The following is a 13,577-nucleotide window of genomic DNA, read 5'->3' on the forward strand; positions in this document are numbered from 1 at the left end:
CTATTAGTTACCCGTCATGGCCGGGTTTGACCCGGGCATCCTCCTCTCTGCAAGATGGATGGCCGGGGCAAGCCCGGCCATGACGATGTAGGACGACGGCGGAATTTGGCGAGGCGTTGTTGAAGAAGCCCGATCGCGAACTAGTTCGCGAACCGCGGCGGCGGGACGAAGCCGCCGAATTCGCGCTCGATCAGGTCGGCGAGCTTGAGCGGCGTGCGGTCCTCGAGGAACGGGCCGACGATCTGCACCCCGACCGGCAGGCCGTCGGCGAGTCCAAGCGGAATCGCGGTGGCGGGCAGTCCGGGCAAGGTGGCGATGCCCGGCCAGGCGAGCTGATCGGTGTAGCAATGCTCGACGCCGTCGATGCTGATGCGGCGCTGCTCCTGGTCGGGCGAATGGTCGTGCGGATAGGCCGGCGTTGGCATGATCGGGCAGATCACGGCATCGAACTGCTCGAACAGCGTTCGCCATTGCGCGCGCAGCCGCGCCCGCGCCCCGCCGGCCTGCACCCAGTCGCGATGGCTGAGCGCGATGCCGCGCAGCCGCTCGGCCGCGAGGCTCGCTGCCTCCTTCGGCAATTGCGCGGCCGCGTGACTGGCGCCGGCGTGGACCTCCGCCGGCATGGTGGCGCCGATGAAGCCGAGCAGCATGCGCATGTAGAGCCGGCTCGATGCGGCGAAGTCCGGCAGCAGCGGGCTGTCCGTCGTGACGCTCACGCCGGCCCGTGCGAGGTCGGCCGTCAGCCGCTCGATCGCGCCGCGCACGGCGCTGTCGGTCGGCAGCAGCGGATCGCTCGCGACCACCAGCACGCGGAAATCCGGCAGGCGACCGTGGCGCGGCGGCGGCAGGTCGAGGCGATATGCCTTGCCGGCCTCGAGCGGGTCGGGGCCTGCGATCACATCGAGCAGCAGCGACAGATCGGCGGCCGAGCGCGCCATCGGGCCGACGACGGCGAGGTCGGCCTCGCCCGGCAGCGGCTGAAACGGCGGCGGCGTATGGCCGCGCGAGGCCACCAGGCCGTAGCTCGGCTTGTGCGCGGTGACGCCGCAATGAAACGCCGGCACCCGGAGCGAGCCGCCGATATCGGAGCCGAGCGACAGCGAGCCGTAGCCCGCCGCGAGGGCAGCGGCCGATCCGCCTGACGAACCGCCCGGCGTGCGGCCGAGATCGTAGGGATTGTTGGTGGTGCCGTAGATGTCGTTGTAGCTCTGCCAGTCGCCGAGCCCGAGCGGCACGTTGGTCTTGCCGAGCACGATGCCGCCGGCATCCTTCACGCGCGTCACCGTCAGCGCATCCTCGGCCGCGATGAAATCCCTGTGCTGCGGAAAACCCCAGGTCGTCGGCAGGCCGGCGACGTTGTAGGATTCCTTCACCGTGAGCGGAAGGCCGAGCAGGGGCCGCCGTTCGCCGCGCGCCAGCGCGGCGTCGGCGGCGTCGGCGGCAGCGAGCGCGCGCTCGAAATCGCGCACGCAGACGGCGTTGATCTCGGGGTCATGACGTTCGATGCGGTCGATGGCGAGCTTGGTCAGCTCGACCGACGAGATCTCACGATCTGCCAACGCCTTCGCCGTGTCGACGGCGGTTGCGAACGTCCATTGCGGTGCGGCCAAGGTCGATCCTCCCGGTGAGATGTTTGCCGGGAGTCCTAACCGATGCGGATGGCGATCGCTTGACCAAAATTGCGGATTCTAGCCCGGCAGCATCCGCTGCATGACACGGTCGCGATAGATGAAGACGTGCGCGAGTGCGGCGGCGACGTGAACGACGATCAGGATCAGCAGCAGCCATTCGGAGGCCTGGTGCAGCCCGTCGATGGCGCGGTTACCGGCCGGGTTGCGCGCGGCCAGCATCGGCAATGGAAACAGGTAGAAGAACGATACGCTCCAGCCGCGGAAGGAGGCGAACAGCCAGCCGGTGATGGTGCTCGCCAGCACCATCACATAGAGCATCCAGTGCACGACCTCCGAGCTCAGCCGCTGCCAGGGCGGCAGCGAGCTCTCCGGTGCGACCGGATGGGTGAGCCGCCAGACGAAGCGCACGGCGATCAATGCCAGAATGGTGAGGCCGAATGAAATGTGCAGGATCATCGGCGCGCCGGGGGGTGTATTGGCATGCAGGTCCGGCATCAGCCAGCCGATCGGATACTGGATGGCGAGCAGCGCCACCACCAGCCAGTGCAGGATCTTCGCGGGCGTGCCGTAATGCAGGCGTGGCGTCATGACGAGTTTTCCGTTGTGATCGGTCCGGCGCCATCAGCCTCGCGGCTGAGCGTTTGGCAAGACGCGGGGGTGCGGACGCTAGGCCGCTCCTATCAATATTCCGACGCCGAGCACGATGATGCCGCCGAGCACGATCTGGAACACCGCCTGCAGGAACGGCGTATCCATGTAGCGCGCGCGGATGTAGGCGATCGCCCACAGCTCGAAGAACACGACGAGGCTCGCGATCGCGGTCGCGATCCAGAACGCGTTGGTCCAGGAGTCCGGGACGAGATAGGGCATCGTGTGCCCCAGTCCGCCGAGCGTCGTCATCGCGCCGCACACGGCGCCGCGCAGCCACGGCGAGCCGCGGCCCGTCAGCGAGCCGTCGTCGGACAGCGCCTCGGCGAAGCCCATGCTGATGCCGGCGCCGATCGAAGCGGCCAGACCGACCAGGAAAGTCTGGAAATTCTGATGCGTGGCGAAGGCGGCGGCGAACAGCGGCGCCAGCGTCGAGACCGAGCCGTCCATCAGGCCGGCGAGACCGGGCTGGACATATTGCAGCACGAACACGCGCCGCCGCGTCTCGTCCTCCTTGTGCCGGACGTCCGGACTGAGGATCTTGTCGGTCAGTTTCGCCGCGACCTTCTCGTGGCCCTTCTCGGCCTCGGCGAGATCGCCGAGCAGCCGGCGCACGCCGACGTCCTTGGCCTGCTCGGCCGCCTTGGCGTAGAAGCGCTCGGCCTCGAACTCCATCGTGCCGACCTCGCGGCGGATGGCGTCGAGCGACAGGTTCTTGGTCAGCCAGATCGGCCGGCGCTGCATGAAGCCCTTGACGTTCTCGCGCCGGATCGGCGGCAGGTTCTTGCCGAAGCGCTCCTCATAGAGTTCGAGCAGCATGTGGCGGTGGCCCTTCTCCTCCTCGGCCATCTGCTCGAACAGCTTGGCTGAATCCGGATAACGTTCCGCCAGATCCTCCGCGAAGCTCATATAGATACGGCCGTCTTCCTCTTCGGCCGAGATCGCGATTGCCAGGATCTCGCGCTCGGTGAGGTCGGCGAAGTTCTTCATTCCAAGGTCCCCGGATCTCTCGCTCTCAACATTCGAGTGTTTAGAACGGTTCTAAAGTCTATATGGATTTGCCGCACCGCGGTCAAACTCCGGCCGCTGATTGGTCGCGAAACCCTTCGGTGACAGCGCATTCAAGCTCCAGTCATGGAACTGCGAGGATAGTCCGTCGTTCGCGTTCCGCTCAGCCACCTAAGGAGTTCTCATGGATAGCGTCAAATATCGGCTCAACGATCCAGGGTTGGCGCCGCGCCGCACCCGGATGGATATCCCGGGCTGGGCAGGCGAACGCCAGCCACGAGCGAATGGCTCGCATGAGCAGGTCTGGCATTGCGTACCATTCTCGGAAGGTGCGCAATATGGCATCGAGCTATTTTATCCGTACGACTTCGAGCTGCACGTCACCACGCGCGACGGCAAGCTGGAGCTGTCCGGCGACTGGGGCGAGCCGCCGAGCCCGAGCCTGCAATGGCCGCCGTTCCGCAATTTTGGCGATGCCTTCTACACCTACCAGATCCTGCTCGATCTCAAGGTGCCCAACGGCTTCGCGATCCGGACCGAGCCGCATCCGCGCTTCTATACCGACCGCAGCGATACCTGCCCGATCGCGGTGCCGGCGTTGGTGCGCAATTTCTGGCCGATGCTGTTCTTCTGCGTGTTCAAGGCGCCCGCGGAAGGGCGGACGCATATCTTCCGTCCGGGCGAGCCGTTCGCTCAGGTGATCGTGATTCCGGAGGAGGCAAACTTCACGGTCGAGCCCATGACTCCGGACGAGGCGGCCGAGCGCGAGTTGCAGTCGCGCCGCATCCACGCCAGCCGTCCGGTGCTCGCCAAGGAGACCGAATGGGTGTCGAGCACCGACACGGTGTTCGACGGCACCTACCGCCACCTGCATCGCGCGGCGAAGGACAAGGCGCGCAAGTCCTGACGCTTCCGTCTTCCTCAAACGAAAGAGCGCCGACCTCACGGTCGGCGCCCCCCGAGCTTTCACCTCTCAACGATCAGTAGCGATCGTAGTACCAGTGGTGATGGTGATGATGGTGGTGGTGATGGTAGTACCGGCGCGGCACCACATAGACCCGGGGGCCGTAGCCGTACCCATAGCCAGGACCGTAGCCATAGCCGCGCCAGTAGCCATGGTGATGGTGGTGATGATGGTGGTGGTGGTGGTACCACTGCGCCAGCTGCACCTTCGGTTCGGCCTCCGGCGGCGCCTGCTCGTCGAGCGCCTGCAGCACCTTGGCCGCATTCGGGATCGGCTCGAGCAGGTCGGCGTAGGAGTTGGCCTTCAGCACGTCGCTCGGGGCCGGAGCCGCTGACGCCTGCGCCGTGCCGAGCGCGCCGACAGCGGCGACCGCGCCCAACAAGCCTGCGATCTTCTTATCCATAAATCTTCTCCTGATGCGCATTGCCCGGATGCAAAAACGTCAACCCCGAATGTTCGTTCCTCGATTCGCCTAATACGTCGGAACGGCGTCCGAAATCAGGCTGTCGATTTGTTCAGGAACGTGAACAGGAGCTTATTGACTCGTTCATGTTGCTCCTGCTGCACCCAATGTCCGGCGCGATCGATCAGCTCGCACAGGATCATGTTGGTGCACACTCGGGACTGCATCGCTTCGAACACACCGGGCCGTTGGTAGATGCCCCAGTCTTGCAGGCCGGAGATGAATGCGGACGGAACGTCGATCGTGAGATCCGACCAGGTCTGCAATTCAGCGTCGAATAGACCAGACGTGCCGCAGCGGTACCATTGCAGCCCGCCCTGGAAGCCGTTTCGTTCATATTCGGCGGTATAGACCGCGAGCTCATGGTCCGGCAGCCAGCGATTCGCCGCGATCGCCGCCGCATCCGGCATCTCCTCGGCGACGGTCTCGGCCATCGTCTTGTCGAGGTCCATGACGTAGTAGGTCGGTAGCTTGGCGAGTTCGGCCGCGTCCCAGGCCTGCAGAGGAGAAGGGGCGTTGGCCGCCCAGTCTGCGCTCTTGTGATGGTAATAGGCGCGCAGGAATTCATGCAGCCCCTGCGGGGGATGATGCATGTCCGCATTGGCCTGCCGCGTCGCGTAGTACCATTGATAGTGCTTGCGCGGACGCGGCAGCGCAGCCAGTTCGCGATGCACGGGATCCTCCTGCGCCGCGAGGGGATGGCTGGCGATGTCGAACGGTGCTGCGGGTGGCCCCGGGAACGGTGCGCTCATCATCACGACCGATCGAAAGACATCGGGGCGGATCACCGCGCACCACGCCGCGACGGGGCTGCCGAAGTCGTGGCCGACGACAGACGCGACATGGCGATGGCCGAATGCATAGACCACGCCGAGCGCATCGCGCACCAGATTGGTGAAGCGAAACGGCGCGAGATCACCGTCATAGTCGGCGCTCCACCCTGTGGTGCGGCCATAGCCGCGCTGGTCCGGCGCCAGCACGTGGTAGCCGGCGGCGGCCAGCGCCGGCATCACCTTGCGCCAGCTATAGGCCAGCTCGGGAAAGCCGTGTAGCAGCAGCAAACAGGGACGGCCGGGCGTCTCGAAGCCAGCTTCGAGCACGTGCATGCGCAGGCCGTTGATGCCGTCGACGAAGCGGGACCGGATCGTGGGTGGGAGGGGAAGCGGGGGAAGGGACTGGGACATGGCGTGCACTCTCCTCGCGTCGTCCCGGCCAAGCGAGCGAAGCGAGCGCGAGCCGGGATCCATAACCACAGGCGCTCATGTGGCGCCAAGCTGGAGCTTATACCCTTCGCATCATCGGCTGCGGTGGCTATGGGTCCCGGCGCAAGGCCGGGACGACAGCTACCGTTATTGGAGCTAGGCCGCGCCCTTCTTCGGCCAGTAGCGTTCGCGCAGGTGGCGCTTGACCAGCTTGCCGGTCGGCGTGCGCGGAAGCTCCGGCTCGAAATCGATCGAGCGCGGGCACTTGATCGGCGACAGATGCTGGCGGCAGAACAGGATCAATTGCTCCTCGAACGCCTTGCCGGCGCGCGCCATGTCGTGCGGCTGCACCACCGCCTTGACCTCCTCGCCCATCTCCTCGTTCGGCACGCCGAACACGGCGACATCGGCGACGTCGGGATGCGTGATGAGGACGTCCTCGGTCTCCTGCGGGTAGATGTTCACGCCGCCGGAGATGATCATGTAGGACTTGCGGTCGGTCAGATAGAGGAAGCCGTCGGCGTCGAGATAGCCGACGTCGCCGAGCGTCGACCAGCCCTTGTCGTTGTAGGCCCGCTTCGTCTTCTCCGGATCGTTGTGATAGGAGAACACCGGCGCGTCGGCGAAATACACCGTGCCGATCTCGCCGGTCGGCAGCTCCTCGTCATTCTCGCCGAGGATCTTGATCTTGCCGACAACGGCGCGCCCGACGCTGCCGCGGTGCTCGAGCCACTGCTTCGAGGTGCAGACGGTGACGCCGTTGCCTTCGGAGCCGGCATAATACTCGATCAGGATCGGACCCCACCACTCGATCATCCTGGCCTTGACGTCGACCGGGCAGGGCGCAGCGGCATGGATCGCGCCCTTCAGGGTCGACACGTCGTAGCGCTTGCGCACGTCCTCCGGCAGTTTCAGCATGCGCACGAACATGGTCGGCACAAGCTGCGACTGCGTGACCTTGTACTTTTCGACCAGCTTCAGGAAGTCTTCGGCGTCGAAATGCTCCATGATGATAGAGGTGCCGCCGAGCACTGAGACCATCATGTTGAAGCGCAAGGGAGCTGCATGATAGAGCGGCGCCGGCGACAGATAGGTGCTCTCGGCATTCATGCCGCACATGTCGGCGCACAGCACGCGCAGGAACTGGTTCGGCTGATCGATCGGATTGCCTTCGAAATCCTTCTTGATGCCCTTCGGCCGTCCGGTGGTGCCCGACGAATACAGCATGTCGTAGCCGGCGACCTGGTCGGCAATCGGCGTCTTGGGCTGGGCGCCGGCCTCCTTGTCCCAGGAGCGGAAACCGGGCTCGGGCTCGTCGACCATGAAGAACAGCGGGCCGTCCGTGGCGCTCACGAGATCGCGCACCTGCTCGGCGCATTTCGGCGAGGTAATGAAGACCTTGGCGCCGCAATCCCTGATGATGTAGGCGATCTCGTCCTTGGTGAGATAGCGGCTGATCGCGGTGTAGTACAGGCCGGAGCGCTGCGCCGCCCAGACGATTTCCATGAACGCCAGCCGATTCTCCATCAGGAAGGCGATATGGTCGCCGGCCTTGAGCCCCAGCGCACGGAATAGATGAGCGCCCTGGTTCGAGAGTTCGTCGAGCTCGCGATAGGTGATGGCCTTGCCGGTGCCGGCCATCTGATAGGCGATCTTGTCGGGATGGCTGCGGGCGTGAATGGAGGGGTGGGTCATGAGAGCTCACCGCTGATCAGGAACAAGGTGTCGTCCCGGCCTCGCGCCGGGACCCATAACCACAGGATCCTGTGGTGATAACGAGCTGCCGCAACAGCTCGCGCAAAACGTAGCGCGGTGGTTATGGGTCCCCGCGTTCGCGGGGACGACACCGTTGTTGTTGCGCGATCTACAGCCGCTCCACGATCGTCACATTCGCCATGCCGCCGCCTTCGCACATCGTCTGTAACCCATAGCGCTTGTTGCGGGCCTTCAGCGCATGCAGCAGCGTGGTCATCAGCTTGGTGCCGGAGCCGCCGAGCGGATGGCCGAGCGCGATCGCGCCGCCATTGACGTTGAGGCGGTTCGGATCGGCGCCGATGGTCTTCAGCCACGCGGTCGGCACGGAAGCGAACGCCTCGTTGACCTCATAGAGATCGATCTCGTCGATCGACATGCCGGCCTTCTGCAGCGCGCGCTGCGTCGCCGGGAGCGGCGCCTCCAGCATGATGACGGGGTCGCCGCCCATCATGGTCATGTGATGGACGCGGGCCAGCGGCTTGACGCCGAGCGACTTCAGGCCGCGCTCGTTGACGACCATGACGCCGGACGCGCCGTCGCAGATCTGGCTGGCCGTGGCCGCCGTCAGCTTGCCGTTCTCGGCGATCAGCTTGACGCTCTTGATGCCGTCGAGGCTGACGTCGAAGCGGATGCCCTCGTCGATGTGGTGGGTGTCGGTCGAGCCGTCGGCACGGGTGATCGCGAGCGGGATGATCTCGTCCTTGAAGTGGCCTGCCTGCGTGGCGGCAATCGCGCGCTGATGGCTGTTATAGGCATATTCGTCGAGTTCATCCTTGGAGAGACCGTACTTCTCCGCCATCATTTCCGCGCCGGTGAACTGGCTGAACTGGATGTTCGGATAGCGGCTCTCGATGCCAGGGCTCTTGTAGTGCCCGAAGCCGTTCTTCGCCGGAAGCGTGGAGGAGAGACCCATCGGCACCCGGGTCATCGACTCCACGCCGGCGGCGATCACGACATCCATCGCGCCCGACATCACTGCCTGCGCGGCGAAATGCAGCGCCTGCTGCGACGAGCCGCACTGCCGGTCGATCGAGGTGCCCGGCACGCTCTCCGGCAGCTTCGAGGCCATCACCGCATTGCGCGCGATGTTGTTCGATTGCTCGCCGGTCTGCATCACGCAGCCCATGATCACGTCCTCGACCTGGTCCGGCGCGGCGCCGGAGCGATCGACCAGCGCGTCCAGCACCTTCGCCGCGAGGTCGGCCGGATGCCAGCCGGCCAGCCGTCCTCCCTTGCGGCCGCCGGCCGTGCGTGCGGCCGCGACGATGTAGGCTTCCGCCATGACGTATCCTCCCTAGACTTGGTGTTCGTGATTGGCGGCGATTTAAATGCCCGATCGAGCGTTAGTCAATCGATCAATTAACTCTTGAGATCAACTCCGGCTTCGGCTTATCTGCCTCGATCAAGCGCGAGACATGTCTTGGGACCTCAGCTTCACAACAGCGTGCCAGAGAAACTTCCCGCGGGGCGGAATGCGACGGCGGAGAAGCTGCTGGACGCCGCCAGCGAGCTGATGATCGCGAGGTCCTCGATCGAAATCTCGCTCAGCGACATCGCGCAGAAGTCCGGCTCTAATGCAGCGCTGGTGAAATATCATTTCGGTAACAAGGACGGCCTGCTGCTGGCGCTGCTCGCCCGCGACGCGGCGACCGAGGTGGCCAATCTCGAATATCTCCTGGCGCAGCCGCTGCCGCCGACGGCGAAGCTGAAGCTGCACATCAGCGGCATCATCCGCGCCTATCACCGGTTTCCCTACATGAACCGGCTGATCCATTATCTGCTGCATGAGAGCAGCGCGGAGGCGGCCGACGAAGTGTCGAAGTTCTTCGTGGCGCCGCTGCTCGATTTCCATCGCCGGCTCATCGAGGAGGGCGTCGCCAGGGACGAGTTTCGCGCCGTCGATCCGGTGCTGTTCTACACCAGCCTGATCGGCGCCTGCGATCACCTGTTCTTCGGCCGCCACGCGATGTCGCGCGCGATCGGCGTCGGCCCGGTCACCGATGATGTCTGCCGTCAGTACATCGCCCATATGGAGGCGCTGATCTGCGGTGGAATATTGAAACGGGCGAGTGGCGAATAGGGAGTAGCGAATGGGGGAAGCCTCTATTCGCTACTCCCTATTCGCTATTCGCAAGCAAAAACGTCTAGGGAGGAAACCTGACATGCAGTTGAACAACGTTGCCGTTCTCATCACCGGCGGTGGCTCGGGTCTCGGCGCAGCTACGGCGCGCGCCATGGCGGCCAAGGGGGCCAAGGTGGCCGTGCTCGATCAGAGCCTGGAAAACGCCGAGAAGATCGCCGCCGAGATCAAGGGCGTCGCGCTGCATGCCGACGTCACCAATGAGGATCAGGTCAAGGCCGGCCTCGCCAAGGCCGAGGCGGCCCACGGCATCGCCCGCGTGCTGGTGAACTGCGCCGGCATCGGCGGCTCGCAGCGCATCGTCGGCAAGGACGGCGTCTATCCGCTCGCCAAGTTCGCGCGCATCATCAACGTCAACCTGATCGGCACCTTCAACGTGCTGCGGCTGTTTGCCGAGCGCCTCGTCACCGCCGAGCCGGTCGGCGAGGAGCGTGGCGTCATCATCAACACCGCCAGCGTCGCGGCCTATGAAGGCCAGATCGGCCAGATCGCCTATTCGGCCTCGAAGGGCGGCGTCGTCGGCCTGACCCTGCCCGCTGCGCGCGATCTCGCCAGCCAGAAAATCCGCGTCAACACCATCGCGCCCGGCCTGTTCCTGACACCGCTGCTGATGGGACTGAACGAAGAAGCGCGCAAGAGCCTGGGCGCCCAGGTGCCGCATCCGGCCCGGCTCGGCGACGCCTCCGAGTACGGTAACCTCGCCGTCCACATCGTCGAGAACCCGATGCTGAACGGCGAAACCATCCGCCTCGACGGCGCCATCCGCATGGCCCCGCGCTGACGGCAACCTCCGCCGTCGTCCCCGCGAACGCGGGGACCCATACTCCGCGGCGTCTGTGATAGGCAGACTGGCAGACGCCGCACTCTTACCAATCAAGCCGGTGGCTATGGATCCCGGCGTTCGCCGGGATGACACTGAGGGTGGAGCGCGCGCCATGTCCCAACCGCTGCTGATCGAACACGACAATGGCGTCGACCGGGTGACGCTCAATCGCCCGGAGAGCCTGAACGCGCTCGACCCGGCGCTGATCGACGCGCTCAACACTTATTTCGAAAGCCTGCAGCGCAATCGCACCACGCGAGTCGTCGTGCTCAAGGGTGCCGGCAAGAACTTCTGCGCGGGGCTCGATCTGAAGGCCGCGATGCAGCGGCGCGGCGGCGTCAATGAGCCGCCCAGCGTGACCGAGTCGCTGGACTCGCAGCGCCGCATCGCCGACATCGTGATGCTGATGCGGCGTTGCCCGCAGCCGATCATTGCGCTGGTGCAGGGCGCAGCCGCCGGCGGCGGCTTTGCGTTGGCGCTCGCGGCCGATATCCGCATCGCCAGCCGCTCGGCGCGGATGAACTGTGCCTTCATCAAGCTTGGCTTAGGGGGCTGCGACATCGGCACCAGCTACTTCCTGCCGCGCCTCGTCGGCGTCTCCGTCGCATCGGAGCTGATCCTCACCGGCCGCTTCATCGGGGCCGAGCGCGCGCTCATGGTCGGGCTGGTGTCGGAAATCGTCGAGGACGATATGCTCGAGGGCGCGGCCGCGCCCTTCGTCGATGCGATGATGACGGCCTCGCCGGTCGGGCTTCGACTCTCAAAGGAATGTCTCAACATGAGCGTCGATGCGTCGTCGATCGAAGCCGTCATCGCGATGGAAGATCGCAACCAGGTGCTGTGCAGCCGCTCGGAGGATTTCAAGGAGGGCATTCAAGCCTTCCTCGAGAAGCGAAAGCCGGTCTATACCAACCGCTAGATATCAAGATCCGCAAAGGACGATATTTCGGGAGACGCAAAATGGACGGGACGGCAGCGAAGGTGTTGGAGAAGCCGGCATTCCGCAAGGTCAACTGGCTGGCGCGCGACATCGATATCGAGAGACGCGGTGACGGCGTCATCGTCATCAAATCGCGCATTCCGCTGCAGGCCTATGAGCCGCATTTGGCGGCGCCGCTCGCCCGCTGGGCTAAGGAGGCGCCGACGCGGACCTGGCTCGCGCAACGCAGCGGAGCCGAGCGGCAATGGCGCAAGCTGTCCTATGCCGAGGCCAAGCGCACCGTCGATGGGCTGACGCAGGGCCTGCTCGATTTGAAGCTGGACGGCCGCCCCGTCGCCATCCTCTCCGGCAATTCGATCGAGCATGCGCTCATCACCATGGCTGCGATGCAGGCCCGTTCGCCGGCCGCTCCGGTGTCGCCCGCCTATTCACTGATGAGCCACGATCATCTCAAGTTGAAATATCTGTTCGGCCTCGTGAAGCCGGGCGTGGTCATGGTGCAGGACGGCCCGACCTTCGAGAAGGCGCTGAAGGCGCTCGATCTCGACGGCGTCACCGTCGTTCATGTCGCGCGTCCGTGCGAGGGCATTGCGAGCATCAGCTTCGCTGATCTCGCCGCGACGCCGGTCACCGGCGCGGTCGACGCGTCGATTGCGCAGATCACACCGGACACGGTCGGCAAGCTGCTGTTCACCTCCGGCTCGACCGGCATGCCCAAGGCGGTCATCAACACCCAGCGCATGATGTGCGCCAATGCGGCGATGATGATGCAGACGCGGCCGCGCGGGCCTGATGCGCCGATCTCGACGGTGCTCGACTGGATGCCATGGAATCACACCATGGGCGGCAATGCGCTGTTCAATCCGCTCTTGATCGAGGGCGGCACGCTCTACATCGACGACGGCCGGCCGATGCCCGGCATGTTCGACGAAACCATCCGGAACCTGCGCGAGGTGTCGCCGACCTATTACGCCAATGTGCCCGCCGGCTATGCGGCGCTGGCGGCGGCGATGGAGAAGGACGATGCGCTGTGCCGCTCCTTCTTCAAGGATCTGGGCATCATGGCCTATGGCGGCGCGCGGCTGCCGGACGATCTGTACGAGCGGATGCAGGCGCTGGCGGTCAAGACCACCGGCGAGCGCATCGTGTTCTACACCGGATGGGGCTCGACCGAGACCGCGCCGACCTCGACCGGCACCTATTGGAACACGGAGCGGGTCGGGCTCATCGGCCTGCCGTTCCCCGGCGTCGAGCTGAAGATGGTGCCGACCGGCGACAAATACGAGCTGCGCCTGCGCGGCATCAACGTGATGCCCGGCTATTTCGGCCAGCCCGAGCTGACGAAGAAGGCGTTCGACGAGGAAGGGTTCTACTGCATCGGCGATGCCGGCGTGTTCGTCGATCCCAATGACCCGGCGCAAGGCATCATCTTCGCCGGCCGCGTGGTCGAGGATTTCAAGCTCACGACAGGCACCTTCGTCCATGTCGGCTCGCTTCGCACCGATGCGATCGCAGCCGCAACGCCGGCGATCCACGATGCACTGGTGACCGGGCAGGACCGCGAATATGTCGGTCTCCTGGCCTGGCCCAATCTGCACGCCTGCCGCCAGTTGGTCGGCGATCCCAACGCGACGTTCGAGGACGTGGTGAAGCATCCGGCCGTCATCGACCGCGTCCGCCGTGGTCTCGAAGCCCATAATAAAGAGTGCGAGGGCGCGACCAGCCGGCGCATCGGCCGCGCCATGCTGATGGTCGAGCCGCCCTCGATCGACGGCCATGAGCTGACCGACAAGGGCTACATCAACCAGCGCGCCGGTCTCGAACGCCGTGCCGCGCTGGTCGAGCGGCTCTACGCGGCCGAGCCCGACAGCGACGTGATCGTGCTGTGACGACGCATTTTGAAACCGTCATTCCGGGGCACTCGCGAAGCGAGTGAACCCGGAATCCAGAGATAAATCAGATCGAGATTCCGGGTTCGATGCTGCGCATCGCCCCGGAATGAC

General features: G+C 65.1%; 12 protein-coding genes. 5 read left to right on the plus strand and 7 right to left on the minus strand.

What is annotated here, in order from left to right:
• Positions 1 to 140: 140 nt before the first annotated feature.
• The 3 genes from QX041_RS28435 to mbfA all read right to left on the minus strand — a co-directional run bounded on the left by QX041_RS28435 (position 141) and on the right by mbfA (position 3,269).
• Positions 141 to 1,610: an amidase gene (locus QX041_RS28435; RefSeq protein ID WP_315825926.1), complete on the minus strand. Its 1,470-nt coding sequence runs from the start codon at positions 1,608 to 1,610 to the stop codon at positions 141 to 143.
• Positions 1,611 to 1,688: 78 nt separating this feature from the next.
• On the minus strand, positions 1,689 to 2,219 hold the full coding sequence (locus QX041_RS28440) for a cytochrome b (RefSeq protein ID WP_316167340.1): 531 nt from the start codon (positions 2,217 to 2,219) through the stop codon (positions 1,689 to 1,691).
• A gap of 78 nt (positions 2,220 to 2,297) precedes the next feature.
• Positions 2,298 to 3,269, minus strand: coding sequence for an iron exporter MbfA (mbfA, locus tag QX041_RS28445; RefSeq protein WP_315713729.1), 972 nt, complete (start codon positions 3,267 to 3,269; stop codon positions 2,298 to 2,300).
• Between the two features lie 202 nt (positions 3,270 to 3,471).
• Here mbfA and QX041_RS28450 point away from each other — a divergent pair, with 202 nt between their 5' ends.
• Positions 3,472 to 4,194: a hypothetical protein gene (locus QX041_RS28450; RefSeq protein WP_315713730.1), complete on the plus strand. Its 723-nt coding sequence runs from the start codon at positions 3,472 to 3,474 to the stop codon at positions 4,192 to 4,194.
• Between the two features lie 73 nt (positions 4,195 to 4,267).
• Here the strand turns inward: QX041_RS28450 and QX041_RS28455 are convergent, their stop codons facing one another.
• The 4 genes from QX041_RS28455 to QX041_RS28470 all read right to left on the minus strand — a co-directional run bounded on the left by QX041_RS28455 (position 4,268) and on the right by QX041_RS28470 (position 8,953).
• Positions 4,268 to 4,654 carry a hypothetical protein gene (locus tag QX041_RS28455; protein ID WP_315713731.1) on the minus strand — a complete coding sequence of 129 codons (387 nt, stop codon included), beginning with the start codon at positions 4,652 to 4,654 and terminating at the stop codon, positions 4,268 to 4,270.
• 95 nt (positions 4,655 to 4,749) lie between these two features.
• Positions 4,750 to 5,820, minus strand: a complete 1,071-nt coding sequence (locus tag QX041_RS28460; RefSeq protein WP_316167397.1) for an alpha/beta hydrolase — start codon at positions 5,818 to 5,820, stop codon at positions 4,750 to 4,752.
• Positions 5,821 to 6,072: 252 nt separating this feature from the next.
• Positions 6,073 to 7,611 carry an acyl-CoA synthetase gene (locus QX041_RS28465; RefSeq protein WP_316167341.1) on the minus strand — a complete coding sequence of 513 codons (1,539 nt, stop codon included), beginning with the start codon at positions 7,609 to 7,611 and terminating at the stop codon, positions 6,073 to 6,075.
• Positions 7,612 to 7,780: 169 nt separating this feature from the next.
• Positions 7,781 to 8,953, minus strand: a complete 1,173-nt coding sequence (locus QX041_RS28470) for an acetyl-CoA C-acetyltransferase (RefSeq protein ID WP_316167342.1) — start codon at positions 8,951 to 8,953, stop codon at positions 7,781 to 7,783.
• 138 nt (positions 8,954 to 9,091) lie between these two features.
• Here QX041_RS28470 and QX041_RS28475 point away from each other — a divergent pair, with 138 nt between their 5' ends.
• The 4 genes from QX041_RS28475 to QX041_RS28490 all read left to right on the plus strand — a co-directional run bounded on the left by QX041_RS28475 (position 9,092) and on the right by QX041_RS28490 (position 13,463).
• Positions 9,092 to 9,751: a TetR family transcriptional regulator gene (locus QX041_RS28475; RefSeq protein WP_316167343.1), complete on the plus strand. Its 660-nt coding sequence runs from the start codon at positions 9,092 to 9,094 to the stop codon at positions 9,749 to 9,751.
• 82 nt (positions 9,752 to 9,833) lie between these two features.
• A complete protein-coding gene (locus QX041_RS28480) occupies positions 9,834 to 10,592 on the plus strand; it encodes an SDR family NAD(P)-dependent oxidoreductase (protein WP_315825931.1) in 759 nt (252 codons plus the stop codon).
• 154 nt (positions 10,593 to 10,746) lie between these two features.
• Positions 10,747 to 11,553, plus strand: a complete 807-nt coding sequence (locus QX041_RS28485) for an enoyl-CoA hydratase/isomerase family protein (protein ID WP_316167344.1) — start codon at positions 10,747 to 10,749, stop codon at positions 11,551 to 11,553.
• 41 nt (positions 11,554 to 11,594) lie between these two features.
• Positions 11,595 to 13,463, plus strand: a complete 1,869-nt coding sequence (locus QX041_RS28490) for an AMP-binding protein (RefSeq protein WP_315825933.1) — start codon at positions 11,595 to 11,597, stop codon at positions 13,461 to 13,463.
• Positions 13,464 to 13,577 lie beyond the last annotated feature (114 nt).

Source organism: Bradyrhizobium sp. SZCCHNRI2009, assembly GCF_032485115.1.
Taxonomy (GTDB): Bacteria; Pseudomonadota; Alphaproteobacteria; order Rhizobiales; family Xanthobacteraceae; genus Bradyrhizobium.

What these genes read in the sequence shown, in the direction of transcription:
- QX041_RS28440 (WP_316167340.1), bottom strand. Translation starts at nt 2,219, where the DNA reads ATGACGCCACGCCTGCATTACGGCACGCCCGCGAAGATCCTGCACTGG.
- mbfA (WP_315713729.1), bottom strand. Translation starts at nt 3,269, where the DNA reads ATGAAGAACTTCGCCGACCTCACCGAGCGCGAGATCCTGGCAATCGCG.
- QX041_RS28450 (WP_315713730.1), top strand. Translation starts at nt 3,472, where the DNA reads ATGGATAGCGTCAAATATCGGCTCAACGATCCAGGGTTGGCGCCGCGC.
- QX041_RS28455 (WP_315713731.1), bottom strand. Translation starts at nt 4,654, where the DNA reads ATGGATAAGAAGATCGCAGGCTTGTTGGGCGCGGTCGCCGCTGTCGGC.
- QX041_RS28460 (WP_316167397.1), bottom strand. Translation starts at nt 5,820, where the DNA reads ATGCACGTGCTCGAAGCTGGCTTCGAGACGCCCGGCCGTCCCTGTTTG.
- QX041_RS28465 (WP_316167341.1), bottom strand. Translation starts at nt 7,611, where the DNA reads ATGACCCACCCCTCCATTCACGCCCGCAGCCATCCCGACAAGATCGCC.
- QX041_RS28470 (WP_316167342.1), bottom strand. Translation starts at nt 8,953, where the DNA reads ATGGCGGAAGCCTACATCGTCGCGGCCGCACGCACGGCCGGCGGCCGC.
- QX041_RS28480 (WP_315825931.1), top strand. Translation starts at nt 9,834, where the DNA reads ATGCAGTTGAACAACGTTGCCGTTCTCATCACCGGCGGTGGCTCGGGT.
- QX041_RS28485 (WP_316167344.1), top strand. Translation starts at nt 10,747, where the DNA reads ATGTCCCAACCGCTGCTGATCGAACACGACAATGGCGTCGACCGGGTG.
- QX041_RS28490 (WP_315825933.1), top strand. Translation starts at nt 11,595, where the DNA reads ATGGACGGGACGGCAGCGAAGGTGTTGGAGAAGCCGGCATTCCGCAAG.